Source organism: Corynebacterium uropygiale, from assembly GCF_021568315.1.
In the GTDB taxonomy this organism is placed as follows: domain Bacteria; phylum Actinomycetota; class Actinomycetes; order Mycobacteriales; family Mycobacteriaceae; genus Corynebacterium; species Corynebacterium uropygiale.
On the sequence record NZ_JAKGSI010000002.1, the window covers coordinates 255,063 to 274,090 of the forward strand.

Here is a 19,028-nt window from a genome sequence, read left to right on the forward strand (position 1 = left end):
ATCGGAGGCGGGCTGCTAGCGGAGCTTGTCGATGGCCTTGCGAATCCGCTTGAGCGAGACCGGCTGCGCGGTGCCGAGCCGTTGAGCAAAGAGGCTGACGCGCAACTCCTCGATCATCCATTGGATGTCGCGAACCGCCGTGCTGGTGGCCCGGGTGCTTGGCAACTGCTTGAGCTTGTCTTCCAAGGAGTCCTGGGCCTCCCACACGATGTCTTGGCGATCGGCATCGCGATCAGGATCGCGGTCCATATCCTCCAGCCGGATCTCCATGGCCTGGAGATAGCGGGGAACATGCTGAAGCCGGCTCAGCCCGTGAACACTGAGAGCATTCGGGGGGAACATGAAGTCCAACTGCTGGCGCATGTCCTCGATGGCCTCGCCCGTCCACCCGTCGAGCTCCTGTCGCAGGCGGTCATAGCTGACCAGCGCAGGGGCGACCGTCACGATCGTGCGTCGGACCAGAGAGGGCGCCTCGCGCACGACGTTATCTTTGAGCTTCCGGAACTCGGCGGGAGAGCGTACTGGGCCGCCATGCTCGAGGAGAAGATCGCGGAGGGAGGCGATCCGCGCGTCGTTGACCAGGCCCTTTGCCCCGCCATGGGGGTATCGCTCCACCGCCACCTTCTGCTGCAAGGGAAGGCCCTTAATCATAGGGTTGGGGGCGATCGTCACCGCCCGCATGAGGAGCGCGAGAGTGCTGGTCATCATCGCAGCGTCGGCGGCGGAACGAGTGGGGAGCACCTTCATGCGAAGACCGCGTTCATCGAGGACGAGGGCGGGATACGCCTCCACCTGCTGGCCGTCGACGGTGGTCATGACCGTCTCGGGGATGGTGCCGAGGGTATCCTCGGTCCATTCCTTCGCGACATCCGACTCCATCGTGCGGCTCACCTTGCTCACAGAGGAACGAATCTGCTGAGAGCGCCGCCGGCGGAGTGCCTCGATGTCTCGATCAGAATCGACGACCTTCTGCCGCTTGTCGACGGCCGCAATATTCATCCGGAGATAAGGCGGCAGCTTCGTGAGATCGAAATCGGAGGCGCTCACCCCGGTGGCCCCGAAGGTCCGCAGCACATCAGCGAGCTGCTCATAGAGCGAGCTCTCATAGGGAGTGAGCTGGGACAGCGCCTTCGTGGCATAGTCCGGGGCGGGGACGAGGCCGCGCCGCCAGACCTTCGGGAGGGAACGGATGAGCTCGGTGATGAGCTCGTGGCGGAATCCGGGAACGAGCCAGGAGAAGGGCGTCGGATCGACACTGGCGAGCATGGGCAGGGGCACATGGACTGTGACTCCGTCCTCGGGGTGGCCCGGCTCGAAGCGGTAGGAGAGGGCGAACTCGTGCTCGGAGTGCGTCCACGTCCCCGGGAAATCCACCTCGGTGGCGGCGGAGGCCTCATCGCTGAGGAGCGCCTCCAGGTCCAGGTCCAGGAGATGGGGCTTCTTCCGCTGGGTCTTCTTCCACCAGTGGTCGAAGGTGGCTCCCGTCGTGATGGACTCGGGGAGGCGCTCGTCATAGAACTGGTAGAGCACGTCCTCATCGGCGACGATGCCGCGACGCCGGAGCCGCTCCTCCACCTCCGTGGCCTCCGCGAGAGTCTCCCGGTTCTTGTGGAAGAACGCGTGGTGGGTGCTCCAGTCACCCTCGATGAGGGCATGACGGATGAAGATCTCGCGGGCCGCCCGCGCGTCCACGGTGTGATAGGGGATCACGCGGTCCTCTACCACGGGAACTCCGTAGAGGGTGGAGCGCTGGTGTACCTGCGCGGCGGCCTTCTTCCTGGACCACGAGGGCTCAGAATAGTGATGCTTGAGCAGCTGGGGGGCGATGCTCTCGGCCCACTGGGGATCGATGGCCGCGACCTGCCGCGCCCACAGGCGCGAGGTCTCGACGAGCTCTGCCGCCATGACGAACTGCGGGGGCTTCTTCGCCAGGGCGGAACCGGGGAAGATACGGAAGCGCGTTTGGCGAGCCCCTCGGAACTCGTGCGATTCCGACTCCCGGATACCGATGTGGGAGAGAAGCCCGGCCAGAAGGGAACGGTGGATGGCGTCGGGATCGCGCTCCTCGACGCGCTCGCTGGGCAGCGTCCACCCGAGGTCACGGATGACGTCATGGAGCTGTGCGACGAGGTCCCGCCACTCCCGGATCCGGAGATAGTGCAGGTACTCCGCCTGCATGAGCTTGCGGAACTTGTTGCCGGAGAGCTCGCGCCGCTGCTCGGAGATGTAGTCCCAGAGCTTGAGCGTGCCGAGGAAGTCGCTCTTCTTGTCCTTGAACCGGGCGTGCTTCTGATCCGCTTGGGCCTGGAACTCGAGGGGTCGCTCGCGCACGTCCTGGATGGTCATCGCAGCGACGATGACGATCGTGTCGCGCAGACACCCCCAGTGGTCGGCCTCGATGAGCATGCGGCCCATGCGGGGGTCGACGGGGATCTGGGCGAGCGTCGAGCCAATAGGGGTCAGCACCGGCTCATTGTGCTGCTCATCCCCGCTCAGCGCGCCGAGCTCGTGGAGGAGAAGGAGGCCATCGCGGATGGCTTTGTGCTCGGGCGGCTGGACGAAGGGGAATTGGCTGATGTCCCCGAGGCGGAGGTGCGCCATGTGGAGGATGACGCTGGCGAGATTGGTGCGGAGAATCTCGGGGTCGGTGAACTCCGGCCGGGAGAGGAAGTCCTCTTCGGAGTAGAGGCGGATCGCGATGCCCTCGGCGACTCGGCCGCAGCGCCCGGAGCGCTGATTCGCGCTCGCCTGAGATATCGGTTCAATAGGTAATCGCTGAACTTTGGTGCGCACCGAGTAGCGGGAGATGCGTGCGGTCCCGGTGTCAACCACATAGCGGATACCGGGGACGGTCAGCGAGGTCTCCGCGATGTTCGTGGCCAGGACAATGCGTCGGCCCGAGTGGGGCGAGAAGACCCGGTGCTGCTCCTGGTTGGAGAGCCGGCCGAAGAGCGGGGTGACTTCCACGTTCTTCCAGCGGCGGCCCTCGATGGCTTCGGCGGCATCGCGGATATCGCGCTCGCCGGGGAAGAAGCAGAGGATATCGCCGGGGCCCTCGGCCATGAGCTCCTCGCAGGCCTGAAGGACGCCATCGAGGGGGTCGATGTCGACGAGTTTCTCTCCGCGCTCGACTTCCAGGGGGCGATAGCGCACCTCCACGGGATAGGTGCGGCCGGAGACCTCGATGATGGGCGCGGGGGTGCCGTCGGGGGCTGCGAAGTGCTCGGCGAAACTCTCCGGATCGATGGTCGCCGACGTGATGATGACCTTGAGGTCCGGGCGGCGGGGGAGGAGCTTCTTCAGGTAGCCGAGGAGGAAGTCGATGTTGAGGCTTCGTTCGTGTGCCTCGTCGATGATGATGGTGTCATAGGCCTCGAAGTAGCGGTCGCGCTGCATTTCCGCGAGGAGGATGCCGTCGGTCATGAGCTTGACCGACGTGGAGGCCGAGACGCGATCGTCGAAGCGGATGGCATAGCCGACGGCCTCACCGATGTTCTGGCCTAGCTCGTCGGCGATGCGCTCGGCGACTGTCCGGGCGGCGATGCGTCGCGGCTGCGTATGGCCGATGAGCCCTCGGCGCCCACGGCCGATGTCGAGGCAAATCTTGGGGATCTGGGTCGTCTTTCCCGACCCCGTCTCGCCGGCAATGATGACGACCTGGTTCTTCTCGATCGCCTCCGCGATGTCGTCGCGCCGCTCGCTCACCGGCAGCTGGGAGGGATACGCGATCTCCGGGATCAGCGCGTCCCGGCGCGCAACACGCTGCTCAGCGTGGGCAAGATCCTTCTCAATAGCGCTGAGCGCCTGTGGCGAGCGGGCCTTCTTAAGCCTGCGACGGAAGCGACGCTCCTCAGCGATGCTCACCCCGTCCAGGCGGCGGTAGAGCTCCGCCTTCGACGGCGCGTGCGGGCGGGGAGACGAAGATGGAGAGTGCGAAGACATATCGGCCCTTCAGTGTACTTCCCGCAGTGGGAACGACGCGCGACCCCTCGGAGACAAACCCAGCGGGATGCCCTGCGGCTGGAGCGGGGATTAGAGGAGGTGGGAGCTTTCCTCGGCGGTCTCCTTGAAAGCCTGGGAGATGAGCACGCCAAAAGCGTGGAACTCGTCTTCCCGGGCGCTCGAGTGGCGGTAGACCAACCCGATCTGGCGGCGCGCGGTGACCTCCGGGGCGAAGGTCGCGGTGGCGAGGCCGGGGCGCTGGCACTCCGTGGCCAGGGCGGAGATCGGGACGAGGGTGGAGCCCAAGCCGGCGATGACCAGCTGCATCACCGTCGTGAGGCTGGAGGCTCGGGTAATGGCGTGAGCCGCCTCGGAGGGGTTGACATTGGCCTGGCGGCAGAGCTCGACGATCTGGTCGTGGAGGCAGTGGCCGTCGTCGAGAAGGAGGAGGTCGAGCTTCTCAAGGCTAGAGAGGGAGAGGTTCGTGTGCCCGGCGAAGCGGTGGTCCTCCGGCACAACCACGACGAAATCCTCGTGGTAGAGGGGGATTTCCTTCATGCCCGTGATCTCGCTGGGGACGGCCATGAGTGCCACGTCAATGTGGCCATCGCGGAGGAGGTCCTCGAGGTGATGGGTTTGGTCCTCCACGATGCTGAGCTCGAGGTCTGGATAATCCTGCTTAATGAGTTCGAGCAGCCGGGGGAGGATGTACGGCGCGACTGTCGGGATGATGCCAATTGTCAACGTCCCGGTGAGCATTCCCTGCACCCCCTTGGAGCGGGAGAGGAAGGCGTCGGCGGCATCGAGGGTGGCCTTCGCGAGGGGAAGGAGCTCCAGGCCCGTGGGGGTCACGAGCACCTTGCGGGTAGAGCGCTCAATGAGCTGAATACCCAGGCCGTGCTCGAGGGCGACGAGCGCCTGGGAGAGCGAAGGCTGGGAGATGCCCAATTTCGACGCCGCGACGCCGAAGTGGCGGTTCTCGGCCACCGTCACGAAGGTTCGGAGTTGGGCCAGGGTTGGTCGGTAGTCTTTATTAAGCACGCCTATAACTATAACGGATGTTGGTCAGAAAGTCCTATTGACGCTTCCTGGAACCTTGTGCATAATGGGACTCGTTGGCGGCCCGTCGGGCCGTCGCCACCGTAAGAGAGTTGCCGCTTCGGTGGACAGACAGATCCCTGAAAAGGAGTTTTCACAATGTCGATTCTGACTGTTGGCGAGAAGTTCCCCGAGTTCGAGCTCACCGCGCTCAAGGGCGGTGACCTCCACCAGGCTAATGCGCAGCAGCCTGAGGATTACTTTGAGACCGTCTCCCTGGACAAGTACCAGGGCAAGTGGAAGGTTGTCTTCTTCTACCCGAAGGACTTCACCTTCGTGTGCCCGACCGAGATCGCCGCGTTCGGCAAGCTGAACGAGGAGTTCGAGGACCGCGACACCCAGATCCTCGGCGGTTCCACCGACAACGAGTTCTCCCACTTCAACTGGCGCGCCACCCACCCGGAGCTGAAGGAGATCCCCTTCCCGATGTTCTCCGACATCCGCCACGATCTCATCCGCGCCCTCGGTGTGGAGAACGCTGACGGTGTTGCCGACCGTGCCACCTTCATCATCGATCCCGATGGCGTCATCCAGTTCGTCTCCGTGACCCCCGACGCCGTGGGCCGCAACGTTGACGAGGTCCTCCGTGTCCTCGACGCCCTCCAGTCCGAAGAGGTCTGCGCGTGCAACTGGCAGGCCAACGACCCGACCAAGAACATCAACAAGATGGATGTTGTTCAGGAGGCCCTGAAGTAATGAGCATCGATAACCTTCGTTCCGGTCTTCCGGAGTACGCCAAGGACCTCAAGCTCAACCTTGGCTCTCTGAGCCGCTCGACCGAGCTCAACGAGCAGCAGCTCTGGGGCGCCCTGCTGGCCTCGGCTGCCGCGACCCGCAACGACACCGTGTTCTCGGAGATCTCCGAGGAGGCCTCCGAGCACCTCTCTGAGGAGGCGTTCAACGCCGCGCTGGGTGCTGCCAGCATCATGGCGATGAACAACGTTGCGTACCGCGCGAAGAGCTGGCTGGGCGATGACTACGCCCAGGTCAAGTTCGGCCTGCGGATGAACATCATCGCGAAGCCGGGCGTTGAGAAGGCCGACTTCGAGCTGTGGTCCCTCGCCGTGTCGACGATCAACGGCTGCGAGCACTGCTCCGTTGCTCACGACAAGACCGTCCGCTCCGAGGGGCTCACCAAGGAGCAGGTCTGGGAGGCCGTGAAGGTCGCCGCCGTTGTGCAGGCGATCGCCCAGGTCGTCCAGGTGGAGGCTGCCCGCTAACACTATCCCATGTGTGTACCTCGGCACCGCCGATGAGCGCTCGTGCTCATCGGCGGTGCTGCGTTGTAGGGGGAGGCCCTACCCGGGGGCGGGGGTGGGGCGGGGGTGAAACCCGGGCCCTAGTGCTGTTCGGGCCCTAGTGCTGTTCGAGGCGGAGCTCAGAGAGCCGGATTTCCCCGGCCTCGTCGGAGGCGTCGAGGTCGATCGTGGCGACCAACTGGAAGGAGCGGTCATCCTCCGGGTCCTTGATGATCTGGCGGGCTGTCCACGTCCTGCCGTTGTTTGCCTGGCGGTCTTCGATGCGGAAGTACTCCGGGCCGCGGGCGTCGGGGCCGAGATCGAGGTCGGCGTATTCATCGAAGTAGTCGTCGAGGGCGGGGCCCCACTCGGGGGTGGAGTCGGCGTCGAGGTAGTCGAGGAGTTCGGCCAGCCGCTCCTCCTTCTCAAAGGCAAAGAGCTCCACGATGCGGAAGAGGTAGTTCCGAATCATGATCGTGAAGGCCCGGCGATTCGCGCTGAGGGCATCAGGGTTCGTGACGCCGAAGGCGCGCTCCTTGTCGACGACCTCGGAGGACACCGGAGCGTCGGGGTCCGCCATGTGGGCCCACTCATCGAGGAGGGACGAGTCCACCTGGCGGACCATCTCACCCAGCCACTCGACGATGTCATCAAGCTCATCGGTGTAATACTCATCGGGGACCGAGCGGGAGAGCGTGCGCCACGCATCCGTGAGATAGCGCAGGACGACGCCCTCCGAACGCCCCAGCCCGTAGGTGGCGATGAGGTCGGAGAAGGTCATGCCGTGCTCGATCATGTGCCGGACGACCGACTTCGGCGAAATGTCGAATTCCTTCACCCAAGGGTGCCCCTCGGCGAACACGGCGAAGGCTTGGTCAAGCTCCTCGACCAGCGGCATGGGGTAGGTAATTTCCTCGACGATCGCCATCCGCTCCGTGTAATCCACGCCCTCGTTCTTGAGCGCCGCGATTTCCTCGCCGCGTTCGGCGCGCTGCTGCGCCTGGAGGACCTGGCGCGGGTCGTCGAGGATCGCCTCGAATACGCTGATCACATCGAGGGTGAAGGAGTCCTTCTCCTTATCGAGGAGGGTGAGCGCAGCGAGCGCGAAGGGAGCCAGCGGCTGATTAAGGGCGAAGTCCCTGGGGAGGTCCTCGGTGAGGTGATAGCGCACCTTGCTGCCGTCGGCACCCTCCTCGCGCGTGACGATGCCGGCATTGAGCATGCCTCGCACGAGGTCGATGGTGGTGAGGATGTCATGATTCTGCCGCGTGCGCGTGTTGTGGCTCCCGCGCAGCAGGTGCTTGAGGTGCGCGTACTGGTTCCCGGGGCGCGCCAGCACGTTGAGGAGCATGGAGTTCGATACCTGGAATTGGGACGTGAGGTCTTCCGGCTCCTGGTGGGTGAGCCGCTCATAGGTTTTCTCCGTCCACGTGACCTCGCCCGGTCGAGCGGACTTCTTCCGCAGCTTCTTGAGCTTCTTCGGGTCGGAGCCCGCGCGCTCCCGGAGCCGCCAGTTCTCAATTTCATGCTCGGGGGCCTCGACGACGACGGTCCCCTCCGTGTCATATCCGGCTCGCCCGGCACGCCCGGCGATTTGGTGGAATTCGCGGGACTGGATAATGCGGTCTTTATGTCCGTCGAATTTCGCGAGCCCGGTCATCAACACAGTGCGGATGGGAACATTAATACCCACGCCGAGGGTATCCGTTCCGCAGATGACTTTGAGGAGACCCGTTTGGGAGAGTTTTTCCACCAGCCGCCGGTATTTCGGCAGCATTCCCGCGTGGTGGATGCCAATTCCGCGGCGGAGGAGCTTGGAGAGCGTGCGCCCAAACGAGGAACTAAAGCGGAAATCCCCGATCTCCGCTGCGATGTTCTCCTTGGTCTCCTTATCGATGATGCTCATCGAGGTGAGAGCCTGGGCGCGCTCCGTGGCTTCCCGTTGGGAGAAATGCACGACATAAATGGGGGCTTTGCCGGCCTCGAGGAGATTCTCAATGGTCTCGTGGACCGGCGTATACACATAGGAGAAATCGAGGGGCACGGGGCGCTCGGCGTGAGAGACGAGCGTGGTGGTGCGCCCGGTGCGTTCGCTGAGGTCCTTTTCGAGTGCGCTCGTATCCCCCAGAGTGGCGGACATGAGGATGAATTGGGCCCGGGGCAGTTCGAGGAGGGGAACTTGCCAGGCCCAACCGCGGTCGGGGTCGGAATAATAATGGAACTCGTCCATGATGACTTGGTCAATATTGGCCTCGGCACCGTCGCGAAGGGCGATATTGGCGACGACCTCCGCTGTGGCCGCGATAATCGGGGCGCGGCCATTCACCGTCGCATCGCCCGTCATCATTCCCACGTTTTCGGGGCCGAATGTGTCGCAGAGGGAGAAGAATTTCTCATTGACCAGTGCCTTAATGGGGGCGGTATAGAAGCTCCGCTGGCGACGCGCGAGCGCGAAGAAATGGGCCGCGTTAGCCACCATGGATTTACCGGAACCCGTCGGCGTGGCGACGATGACATTATCCCCGGCGAGCGCCGCGAGAGAGGCCTCCTCCTGGGCAGGATAGAGCGAAATTCCGCGTTCCCGCGTCCAGGCGAGAAAAGAATCGAAGATCGATTCATCGAGGAGGGAGTCGGGAACATCCTCAAGGTCAGGCAGCATCGCAGAAAGATTCACAGCGACTAGCCTACTGGTCAGCGAGGCGGATATCAGTCGGAGGAGGAATCATCCTCCGACTGGGAGCCATCGTCCCCGTTGTCCTGCTCCTCGTCCCCCCACGGCGACTCCGCCTCGTAGGGGTAGCCGTCGAGGGGGCCGGGGGAGGGCATGTCATCCGGGTAGCTGTGCGGGTTGATGAGGCCCCGAGGCTGCGGGTCCTCCGGGAGATCGAAGAGCGGAAGGGTCCAGTCCTCCTCGTCTTCGTCCGCGGCAGGTGGGGTGTCCTCAACTGGAGGCTGCGGGGACCCGCCGTCGAGCTCGGCGAGGAACTGCTCGAACTCCGCGCCGATCTGCTCTCCCGAGGGGAGATTGGTTTCCCCGGGGAGCATCGCCTGCGGGTGGTCCTCCCGGTAGCGGCCCATCTCCTCGTCATACTGCTGTTCCAGGGAGGCCACGACGTTCTGGATCTCCCCATTATCCGCGATGCCCTCGCGAATCTGCTCCGCGATGCGCTGCGCATCCTGTTCGAGGGTGGCCAGCGGGAAGTCGAGCGGAAGGTTCTCCGAGATGGCCTCGAGGAGCTTGAGCGAGGCCTCCGGGTAAGGGGAGGCCGCCACATAGTGCGGCACCTGCGCCGTGTACCCCGCGACGTTGAGACCACGGTGATGGAGCTCACACTCCAAACGCATGGCGGCCGAGCCCGGCATCACCAGCCGCGTATCAAAGCCGAAGAGGTTCTGCACCAAGTCGGGGTCGTTGCCATGCGCGGACACGACGAGCGGCCGCGTGTGGGGGACCGCCATAGGAGCGGCGTAGAGGCTGATCGTGTGCGTCACCCCGAACTGCTCCACCAGGTCCGCCACCGCATGGGAGAACGCCTCCCAGCGCAGGTCCGGCTCCGGGCCCCGGAGCAGCAAGAAGGTCCTGTCCTTCAGATCCTTGACGACGCGCATGTCCAGGTCCAGCGGCTCGGTAGAGGTGAGGCGATTGTGATCGATCGTCACGGCTGGGCGTCGAGAACGATAATCAATGAGCTCATCGTTGTTGAAGCGGGCGAGCGGCCGGCTGTCCAGGGAGGTCAGCAGGTGATCGGATGCGATCTCGATGGCGTGGCCGGCGTCGGCATAACCCTGGAGCGCGACGATGAGCGGGGTGGGTTGGGAGACGTGAGTGTCAACAACCGGAGAAGGGTACTCCAGCTCATACATGCGCCCATTCGGGTTTGTCATGAGTCACCTTCTTCCTCGTCTCACGGTGTTATCCCCGGTGGAGGATCCATGCTCTATAACGGCATCGGCACGGAATTCATTCCACAGTGGCCTATCATTCTAACGCACTGGCACACGAGGACCGATTTGTCCAGCGGCTCGCCCGTCGCCTGTGGATAAATCCGGTTCTCCACAGAAATGGCCCATCTGCTCGGAGGGCTCTGGCCAGCGGGGGCGATCCCCTCAAGAATGCCAGCTATGACAGCAGCACAGTTTTTCTCGCCGGTGTCTTCGCCGAGCACAATTTTCGCGAACCTCCCCGCCATCCTTGGCTACTATCCCCACGAATCCGTCATCCTCCTGGGCTTTCTGCGCCAGGAGCCGGACCGTTTTACCTTGGGTCCCATCCTCCGCTCGGATTGCGCAGCCATCGATCACGACGATGGCCGCGCCGCCCTCCACTCCGCCTTCACACACATGGAGAACGTCCGGGCCGAGTTCATGGTTGCCCTCATTGTCTCGACGGACCCCCGCCGCCGATTCCGCTCGGCCCGGCGGCTCTACGAGGTGGATCGCGAGCGGGTGGGGGAGGTGCACGTCGTCGCTTGCTTTGAGGCGGTGGAGATCTGCACCCGCGAGCCCTATTGGCTCTCCTGGTCCGGGACAGACGGCGTGCTGCCCGAAGCCTGGCGGTGCGGGCTCATCGGGAATGTCGTCGCCGCCCCGGCGATGGAACCCTTCCGACGCAAGGGGGAGCTTCCCGACCTCGACCGGGAATCCGCCTACCGCTTCTTCGATCACGGCAACCCCCACATGGACGATGAGCAGCGAGAGTCCATCGAACTCCGCATCAATGAGAACACGCCCGATCTTCTCCGCGAGGTGGCCGACGCCAAGCACTCTGGACACCTCGAGGGCTGGAGGGAGGAGTGGCGCGAAACGATGATCCAGCTGCTCGCCGAGGTCGCGCGCCTGTCCAAGGCGGAGCTCAGCGCCCGCGAGGATCTCCTGGCACGGCTGGGGCTCATCTTGTCCGTGGACGCCACCCGGGACCTCTTCATGACCCTCATCGGGGAGCACAGCGAGGAGGTTCTCGCGGCCTCCATCGTGGCCGCCCGCACCTTCCGCGGGGTGATCCGGTGTAATGCGCTCTGCGCCTATTCGGCGGCGAGCATCGTGGAGGGATTCCCCATGCGCCTTTACCCGGCTCTCGTGGCCTCTCTCGACGAGGACCCCGGCCACTCCCTCACACATCTCCTCTTGCGATCGGGAATGACCGGGGCCTTTGAAAAAATTGTCTCGGCGGTGACCCGCTCCTAGCCGCGAGGGGCGGAGTGGGCACGCTCGCCGAGCTGACGGGTGAACTCCCAGGCGTCGCGGACGATGGTGTTCAGGTCCGTGCGGGTGGGGTTCCAGTGGAGCTCGCGCATGATCTTCTCGGAGGATGCGATGAGCACCGCCGGATCACCGGCGCGGCGCGGTGCAACCTCAGCCGGGATCGGATGCCCGGTGACCGTCCTGCAGGCCTCGATGACCTGCTTCACCGAGTAGCCATCGTCCGAGCCCAGGTTGTAGATCCGGTGGGTTCCCGGTTCATTGGACTCCAGGGCGAGGAGGTGGGCGTCGGCAAGATCCCGGATGTGGATGTAGTCGCGGACGGCGGTGCCGTCTGCGGTGGGCCAGTCATCTCCGAAGATAAAGATCTTCTCCCGATGTCCGAGGGCCACCTGCAGGATCAACGGGATGAGGTGGGTCTCGATCTCGCGGTTCTCACCGATGCTGCCGTAGGCCCCAGCCACGTTGAAGTAGCGCAGGCTCGTCGCCCCGATGCCATGAGCGTGGGCATAGGAGGTGATGGCGTAGTCGATGGAGAGCTTCGTTGCCCCATAGGGGTTCGTGGGGGCGGTGGGGAAGTCCTCCGTGATAGGTACGGAGGCCGGCTCGCCGTAGGTGGCGGCGGTGGAGGAGAACACAAGGTTGGAGACGTTGTGCGCCACCATGGAGTCAAGGAGAGCGAGGGTGGTGGCCACGTTGCCGTGCCAGTACTCCTCGGGCATCTCGACGGACTCGCCGACGAGGGAACGCGCGGCGAAGTGCAGGACGGCGTCGAAGTTGCCTTCGCTGAGGACGGAATCGACGCAGTCCTTGACATCTCCCTCGACGAAGCGCGCTCCGGAGGGGATGGCCTCACGATTGCCGGTGCTGAGGTTGTCGATAACGGTGACGTCGTGCCCGTGCTCTAGGAGTACAGCAGCACAAACGCTGCCGACATAGCCGGCAGCGCCAGTGACGAGGAGTTTCATGATGGGGGTTTACACCTGTTCGATACGGATGGCATGGGCCATGTCATCGGAGAGGGCAATCTCGTTGCCGTTCACGGTGAGGACGATGTGCCCATAGTTGTTGGCGATCTCGACCTCTGAGCCGATCACCGCGCCCGCGCGGGTCATCTCGGAGTACTGGTCGCGATCATTCTGAAGAATCTCGTTGAATTGGAGGAGCTTGCAGGTCCAGGACTCGCCGATCGGGATGTCCGCCGCGCGGATGCCGGGGGAGGTGGGGGTGGACCCGGTGTAGCCCAGCTCCTCGAGGCCGGGGATGGGGTTTCCGAAGGGGGAGTAGGTGGGGTCATCGAGCTTCTCGAGCATGTGGCGCTCAACCTCATCGCTCATGACGTGCTCCCAGCGGCAGGCTTCATCGTGAACCTGGTGGAGATCCATCCCCAGGATGTCGGTGAGGAGGCGCTCAGCGAGGCGGTGCTTGCGCATCACCGCGACGGCTCGGGCACGGCCCTCGGCCGTCATCTCGAGGCTGCGATCAGGCCGGACGATGAGCAGGCCGTCGCGCTCCATACGGGCGACGGTCTGGGAGACGGTGGGGCCAGACTGCTCGAGGCGCTCCGCGATACGGGCTCGAAGCGGAACGATGCCTTCCTCTTCCAGCTCATACACGGTGCGCAGATACATCTCGGTGGTATCAACCAAGTCATTCACGTCTGAGACCTTTCTTCGGGAGTGAGGGCAACGAGGCACGGCTGGGTGGGATGAACCAGTAACTGAGAGATTACACGCATTGCCGCTGGGCCGGGTGCTAAATCCTGGCTAAATGCTCACCCTCTTTCAGTTATTGGGCATAATCGCGAAGCCGTGCCGCGCGATCTCCATCCCTCAACTTACTCATCACTTCGCGCTCGATTTGTCGCACTCGTTCGCGTGACAGCCCGAAGCGGCGGCCAATCTGGTCAAGGGTGCGGGGGACTCCGTCGTCGAGCCCGTAGCGGAGACGGATGACGTCTTGCTCTCGCTCCTCCAGGGTGGAGAGGACCGAGCGGATGTCGGAGTGGCGCAGGGAGGCGACGACGGCGGTTTCCGCGTCGGTCGCTTCCGCATCCTCAATGAAGTCGCCGAGTGGGGCTTCCTCATCGGCGCCCACCGGCATGTCGAGGCTCACCGGATCGCGGGACTGGCGAAGGAGCATCTCGATCTTGGATTCCTCGATGCCCGATTCTTCGGCGAGCTCCTCATTGGTGGCCTCCCGGCCGAGGTTCTGGTAGAGCTCCCGCTTAATGCGCGACAGCTTGTTGACCTGCTCAACGAGGTGGACGGGGAGCCTAATGGTGCGCGACTGATCCGCCATGCCGCGGGTAATTGCCTGGCGAATCCACCAGGTGGCATAGGTGGAGAACTTAAATCCCTTGGAATAATCGAATTTCTCCATGGCGCGAATGAGCCCGAGATTCCCCTCCTGGATGAGGTCCAAGAGCGGCATTCCGCGGCCGGTATAACGCTTGGCCAGGGAGACAACAAGCCGGAGATTGGCCTCAAGAATGTGGGACCGGGCCTTCTTCCCTTGGCGAGCGAGGACCTTGAGGTCACGCTTCATCGCGCGGGTGTGCTTCCGGTTGGGGTCATTAAGGAGATATTCGGCATAAAGCCCGACTTCGATTTGTTGGGCGAGCTCTACTTCATCTTCTGCGCTGAGCAGGGCGGTTTTCCCGATGCCATTAAGATAAACGCGGACGAGGTCCTGTGAGGGATTATCGTTGGTTTGTCCCCGGCGACTTCCGCGGTCATTGTCCTGATCTACTTCGTCATCATGGTCGTGCAGGGACGCCTGCGTCATGTACGCCTCCTCAGGTTTAGCCTTTCCTACCGCTTCAACGCGGCGGAGTGAGAAATAGTTCCTTCACCCCCTATCAGGGGGTCGGGGATTTAGGGGCACTCCACCAGGACAGTGAAGGGGCCATCGTTGACCGAGGACACGGCCATCATCGCGCCAAACCGGCCCTCCTCGACGTGCAGTCCGCGCTCGCGGAGACCCGCCGCGATCTTCTTCATGACGGGCTCAGCCTCGGGGCCGGGGGCGGCATCCGACCACGATGGGCGCCGGCCCTTCGCCGTCCGCCCCATGAGGGTGAACTGGCTGACGAGGAGGATGGGGGCGCCTGCTTCGGTGGCGCTGCGCTCGCCGTCGAGAATGCGCAGCTCCGCGATCTTGCGGACCATGGTCTCCCAGGCGGTGTCGGAGTCCTCGCGGCCCACTCCCACGAGGGCGAGAATGCCGCCCGTATCCGGCGCGTCGATGGAGCCGACGACCTCGTCGTCGACGCTCACCGCCGCCTCGGTCACTCGGGTCAGTACTGCTTTCATGTCATACCTCCGGAAGTATCATCCCATGGCGGACACAGTCGACGACAGCCGCCCGCACATCCTCCTCCACGCTACTGCCCTCGGGCGAGCGCGCCTGCGGGTCGACGCCGTGAACAGTCGCCCAGAGCTGGAGGACATCGCGCAGCGTCATCCCCTGGGGATGAAGGCCGGAGAGGATGCTCAGCAAGGCTTCGTCGATCTCGTGGCTAAACCTGGGCCCATCGGTCCGCGTGATGCGAAGCGTTGCGCGCTGGAAACCCATCCCGGACTCCTCATCGGGCAGTGCGATGTCCTCCTTCGCGAGCCCGGGGCGCAGGCGATAGCGCGCGTCGAGGAGAGAATCTGGCGTCTGCTCGCGCAGCCAGCGCACGCGCTCGAAGTACTCCTCAATCTCGGGGGCGAGGGGGTCGCTCATGCCCTGAGGGAGGTCTTCGGCGAGAACCTCGCTCGGAGCATCCCCGATGCGCTCGATCGCGATGATCCCCATGCCGATACCCCGCACCCCGGCGCGCTCAAAGTGCTCCAGCCACTCCTGGGTTCGCTGCTGGGCGGCGGGGTCGCGGACATCGAGGCCCTCGTCCGCGATCCACGTTCCCACGTAGAGTTCCGGGTCGACGAGGTCCCGCTGGATCACCCAGGCAGTAACTCCCTGCTCGGGCATCCACGACGCGACGCGCTGCTGCCACGGGGTACTCTCCGTATCCACCCACGCCCCGAGGAGGAAGGCCTGTCCATCCTCCGCGAGGTGTTCGCAGGCGCCCTGGATGACGCGTTCGGTTGCGCCGTCGAGGTCGAACCCGGAGTCGCGATAGACGTGCCCCACGGTGGGTGTCGCGACGACGAAAGGCGGATTGGCCACGATGCGGTCGAAGAGCTCGCCGGCCACGGGCTCGAACCAGGAGCCGCAGCGCACGGAGAGCGAGGGGGCGTCCTCCTGGGGCGCGGCGAGGCAGGTCGCGCGGGCGAAGGCGAGGGCGGGCGGGTGGACGTCGGTGGCGACGATCTCCCGGGCGCAGCGCCACTGGCCCAGCGTCTGGATCCCCGAACCGCAGCCGAGGTCGAGGACGCGGCCGGTCGGTGTGGTGGGGGTGGCGTCGAGGAGGGAGAGGCTGGCGGCCCCCACGCCGAGGACGTGATCCCGGCCGGGCACGTGGCGGGTGAAGGAGGCATCGCGGTCGGAGAACACCCAGTGCTGGGCACCGTCGATGATGTGGGGTCGGATGTCGATGCCGGCCTGGAGGGAGGAAGGATCCTCGGGGGATGGGCGGAGGATCGTGGCTGCGCGCACGTCGGCGGTGAGCTCCTCGCCGAGGAGGGCGACGAGCTCATCGGATGCCATGGAATCACCCAGGATGAGAAGACGCACCCACTGGACGCGGCGCTTTAGGGAGGGGTCCTCGCGGAGGCGGCGCGCGCAGCGGTACCGGACGGCGCCCGGCTCGCCGCGGTGGAGGGTGGCCATGGTGGTGGGGCCTAACAGGTCGAGGAGGCCGTCGGAGTCATAACCATCAGCGCGGAAGCGGGCGACGAGGGCGGGTACCCACCGCTCGGCGTCGTCGCCGAGGGTGGTGTGGTCCTGCGAGGAGGTCACTTAGTCTGTCCCTTTCGATGAAGACGAGGAGGGGTCGGAGGGGGCTGTGGGATCGGAGTGATCGATGACATCGGGGAGGTTGTCTGCTTCGTCCGGCGCGGCGCCGAGGGCCGCGGCACGGGTCTGCTCGAGCTCCCACTCCGCTTGCTCGCGCGCCAGGGCGGGCTTATACACCTTGGGGGCCCGGGGATCGCGCGGCTCTCCCCGAAGATTCGCGATGACCACCGCAATCCAGGGCAGCGGGATGGAGATGAAGAAGATCCCGCCGCTTAGCCAGATGTTTCCCCACCACCAATACAAGAGCAAGGCCACGATAATGAGGGGGATGCGTGAGGCCTGGATCCACGCGTAGACGCGCTCCCGGTGATGGAGATCCTCCACGGGGGAGCGTCGGGCATCAGTGATGAGCTGCGCGCGGTGGCGGCCGAGAATCCCATGGCGCCACCAGCGACGAGCTGGGCGGATGTGCCCCTGCGGTTCCTCGGGAGTACCGTCGATAGTCTCCTCACTCATGCTCTCAGGGTAGCGTCCTAGAGTAAGAGGGGAAGCAGAACCCTGGCGCACGGAGAGAAAGGGAGGTACGGCATGATGGACGTCGTGAATAGCAGTACGGCCACAAAAACCATCGAGCGCCCTGACACTCGGGAAAGGACGAGCACGGGGGATGACACCCCACAGTTCTTCCACTACGTGAAGAAGGACAGCATCGTCGAGTCCGCAGTGAATGGCACCATGGTGGTGGCGCTGTGTGGGGAGACATTTCCGGTGCGCAAGCAGGCAAAACCCGGATCCCCCGTCTGTCCCGATTGTGAACGCATCTACCGAGGTTTACGCAAGAAGTGAGTTTTGAGGATCTCCGAGTTTGGCAGCGTGAGGCCCTCCAGAAGTTTCTCGCCACGAAGCCGCGAGATTTCCTCGCGGTAGCGACGCCCGGGGCCGGCAAAACAACCTTCGCCCTCCGGGTGGCCACCGAATTGACCCGCGACCGCAGTGTGGAGCGGGTCTTCGTTGTTGTCCCCACCGAACACCTCAAAGTGCAGTGGGCGGAGGCGGCGTCGCGCGTGGGGCTCTCCCTGGACCCCAAATTCAAAAACACCGACGCCATCAACCCCTCCTATGACGGGGTCGTCGTCACCTATGCCCAGGTGGGCATGCACCCCTTCAAGCACAATGCTCTCACGAGCAACAAGCGCACCCTCGTGATTCTCGACGAGATCCACCACGCAGGTGACGCCAAGAGCTGGGGCGATGGCATCCGGGAGGCCTATCGCAACGCCGAACACCGCCTCGCCCTCACGGGCACCCCGTTCCGCTCGGACGATTCCCCCATCCCCTTCGTCCGCTACGAGGAAGACGGGGAAGGACACCTGGTCAGCCGCTCTGATCACGCCTACGGCTACGGGGATGCGCTGGCCGATGGCGTCGTCCGGCCCGTCGTCTTCCTGGCCTACTCGGGAGAAGCCCGCTGGCGTGATAGCGCCGGGGAGGAATACGCCGCCCGCCTCGGCGAGCCTCTCAACCCCGAGCAGCAGGCCCGCGCGTGGAAGACAGCGCTGGATCCCAAGGGCGAATGGATCCCCGCCGTGCTCCAGGCCGCCCACACCCGGCTCCAGCAGCTTCGACGCAACATGCCCGACGCCGGCGGCCTCGTCATCGCGACGGACAAGACCACAGCCCGCGCCTACGCGAAGATTCTCCGCACGCTGTCGAGCACCCCGGTGACCGTCGTCCTGTCTGACGAGGTGGGAGCGAGCGAGCGCATCGCCGAGTTTTCAGCGAGCCGGGATGAGTGGATGGTCGCTGTGCGCATGGTCTCGGAGGGTGTGGACGTCCCGCGGCTGGCCGTCGGCGTGTACGCCACCTCGGCCTCCACGCCGCTCTTCTTTGCGCAGGCCATTGGGCGTTTTGTGCGCTCGCGCATGCCCGGAGAGACCGCGAGCGTCTTCCTGCCCAGCGTGCCTGTCCTCCTTGACCTGGCGGCCAAGCTGGAGACGAGCCGCGACCACGTCCTCGGCAAACCGCACCGAGACAAAGACGGCTGGGATGATGAGCTGCTCCAGCAGGCCAACCGCGAGGAGAACGAGCCCGACGAGGCGCCCCGCTACGAGTCCCTCGGAGCGGATGCGGAGCTCGACTCCCTCATCTACGACGGCTCCACCTATGGCACGGCCACTTTCGCCGGCTCCGATGAAGAGGCCGACTACCTCGGCCTTCCTGGCTTGCTCGATGCCGAACAGATGAAGGCGCTCCTGCGTAAGCGGCAGGAGGAACAGCTCGACGCCCGCGATGCAGAGGCCAAGCGCGCCAAGGAGGCGGAGGCAGAGGCGGCGAAGGCTCCCGCGGCCGCCGCGCAGTCCGGGACGCGGGATCCGAAGGAGGAGAGCGGGGGAGTCGCGAGCCAGGAGATCCCCCAGCTCCGGAAGGAGCTCAACACGCTCGTGTCGATCACCGCGGGGCGGACGGGGCGTCCCCACGGGGCGATTCACAATGAGGCGCGCCGGGCCTGCGGCGGGCCACCAACCGCCCTGTGTAGCGCGGAGCAATTGCGTGACCGCATCGCCTATCTGCGCCGCTGGTAGGAGCCTACAGTGGGGTGCTCGGCGGGCGCGAGGGGTAGCCCTTGGCGCCCGCCTCCCGTAACGTGTG

The 19,028-nt window shown here is 64.7% G+C and carries 14 protein-coding genes and 1 pseudogene; 5 read left to right on the top strand and 10 right to left on the bottom strand.

Annotation, left to right across the window (positions count from 1 at the left end; genetic code table 11):
• Window positions 1–15: 15 nt before the first annotated feature.
• Both hrpA and L1O03_RS04690 read right to left on the bottom strand, forming a co-directional pair.
• Window positions 16–3,942 carry an ATP-dependent RNA helicase HrpA gene (gene hrpA / locus L1O03_RS04685; RefSeq protein ID WP_236118278.1) on the bottom strand — a complete coding sequence of 1,309 codons (3,927 nt, stop codon included), beginning with the start codon at window positions 3,940–3,942 and terminating at the stop codon, window positions 16–18.
• Window positions 3,943–4,032: 90 nt separating this feature from the next.
• Window positions 4,033–4,983 (bottom strand): hydrogen peroxide-inducible genes activator, encoded by a 951-nt coding sequence (locus tag L1O03_RS04690; RefSeq protein ID WP_236118279.1) that lies wholly within the window; start codon window positions 4,981–4,983, stop codon window positions 4,033–4,035.
• Between the two features lie 156 nt (window positions 4,984–5,139).
• Between L1O03_RS04690 and L1O03_RS04695 the strand changes: the two genes are divergently transcribed.
• Together L1O03_RS04695 and ahpD are read left to right on the top strand one after the other, a co-directional pair.
• Window positions 5,140–5,736, top strand: a complete 597-nt coding sequence (locus tag L1O03_RS04695) for a peroxiredoxin (protein ID WP_236118280.1) — start codon at window positions 5,140–5,142, stop codon at window positions 5,734–5,736.
• Complete coding sequence (ahpD, locus tag L1O03_RS04700) at window positions 5,736–6,260, top strand: alkylhydroperoxidase, AhpD family (RefSeq protein WP_236118281.1); 525 nt, start codon at window positions 5,736–5,738, stop codon at window positions 6,258–6,260. The genes L1O03_RS04695 and ahpD overlap by 1 nt, the downstream gene beginning before the upstream one ends.
• A 136-nt stretch (window positions 6,261–6,396) precedes the next feature.
• On the opposite strand, the gene L1O03_RS04705 is transcribed toward ahpD, so the two are convergent.
• Both L1O03_RS04705 and L1O03_RS04710 read right to left on the bottom strand, forming a co-directional pair.
• Complete coding sequence (locus L1O03_RS04705; protein ID WP_236118282.1) at window positions 6,397–8,952, bottom strand: DEAD/DEAH box helicase; 2,556 nt, start codon at window positions 8,950–8,952, stop codon at window positions 6,397–6,399.
• A 230-nt stretch (window positions 8,953–9,182) separates the two neighbouring features.
• Window positions 9,183–10,163: pseudogene (locus L1O03_RS04710) on the bottom strand (PAC2 family protein); the annotation flags it as partial.
• 237 nt (window positions 10,164–10,400) lie between these two features.
• Here L1O03_RS04710 and L1O03_RS04715 point away from each other — a divergent pair.
• Window positions 10,401–11,462 (top strand): DUF4192 domain-containing protein, encoded by a 1,062-nt coding sequence (locus tag L1O03_RS04715; protein ID WP_236118283.1) that lies wholly within the window; start codon window positions 10,401–10,403, stop codon window positions 11,460–11,462.
• Here L1O03_RS04715 and galE read toward each other — a convergent pair.
• From galE to L1O03_RS04745, 6 genes are all read right to left on the bottom strand, one after another.
• Window positions 11,459–12,445 (bottom strand): UDP-glucose 4-epimerase GalE, encoded by a 987-nt coding sequence (galE, locus tag L1O03_RS04720; protein WP_236118284.1) that lies wholly within the window; start codon window positions 12,443–12,445, stop codon window positions 11,459–11,461. The two genes, L1O03_RS04715 and galE, sit on opposite strands and share 4 nt — an antisense overlap.
• Window positions 12,446–12,454: 9 nt before the next feature.
• A complete protein-coding gene (locus L1O03_RS04725) occupies window positions 12,455–13,135 on the bottom strand; it encodes a metal-dependent transcriptional regulator (RefSeq protein WP_236118285.1) in 681 nt (226 codons plus the stop codon).
• Between the two features lie 130 nt (window positions 13,136–13,265).
• Window positions 13,266–14,264 carry a sigma-70 family RNA polymerase sigma factor gene (locus tag L1O03_RS04730; protein WP_236118286.1) on the bottom strand — a complete coding sequence of 333 codons (999 nt, stop codon included), beginning with the start codon at window positions 14,262–14,264 and terminating at the stop codon, window positions 13,266–13,268.
• Between the two features lie 89 nt (window positions 14,265–14,353).
• Window positions 14,354–14,791 carry a D-aminoacyl-tRNA deacylase gene (gene dtd / locus L1O03_RS04735; protein ID WP_236118287.1) on the bottom strand — a complete coding sequence of 146 codons (438 nt, stop codon included), beginning with the start codon at window positions 14,789–14,791 and terminating at the stop codon, window positions 14,354–14,356.
• Window position 14,792: 1 nt separating this feature from the next.
• Window positions 14,793–16,382 carry a DUF7782 domain-containing protein gene (locus L1O03_RS04740; RefSeq protein ID WP_236118288.1) on the bottom strand — a complete coding sequence of 530 codons (1,590 nt, stop codon included), beginning with the start codon at window positions 16,380–16,382 and terminating at the stop codon, window positions 14,793–14,795.
• A complete protein-coding gene (locus L1O03_RS04745; RefSeq protein WP_236118289.1) occupies window positions 16,383–16,895 on the bottom strand; it encodes a DUF3099 domain-containing protein in 513 nt (170 codons plus the stop codon).
• A gap of 72 nt (window positions 16,896–16,967) precedes the next feature.
• Between L1O03_RS04745 and L1O03_RS04750 the strand changes: the two genes are divergently transcribed.
• Window positions 16,968–17,225, top strand: coding sequence for a DUF3039 domain-containing protein (locus L1O03_RS04750; RefSeq protein ID WP_236118290.1), 258 nt, complete (start codon window positions 16,968–16,970; stop codon window positions 17,223–17,225).
• On the top strand, window positions 17,222–18,961 hold the full coding sequence (locus L1O03_RS04755) for a DEAD/DEAH box helicase (RefSeq protein WP_236118291.1): 1,740 nt from the start codon (window positions 17,222–17,224) through the stop codon (window positions 18,959–18,961). Before L1O03_RS04750 ends, L1O03_RS04755 begins: the two co-directional genes overlap by 4 nt.
• Window positions 18,962–19,028: the final 67 nt, after the last annotated feature.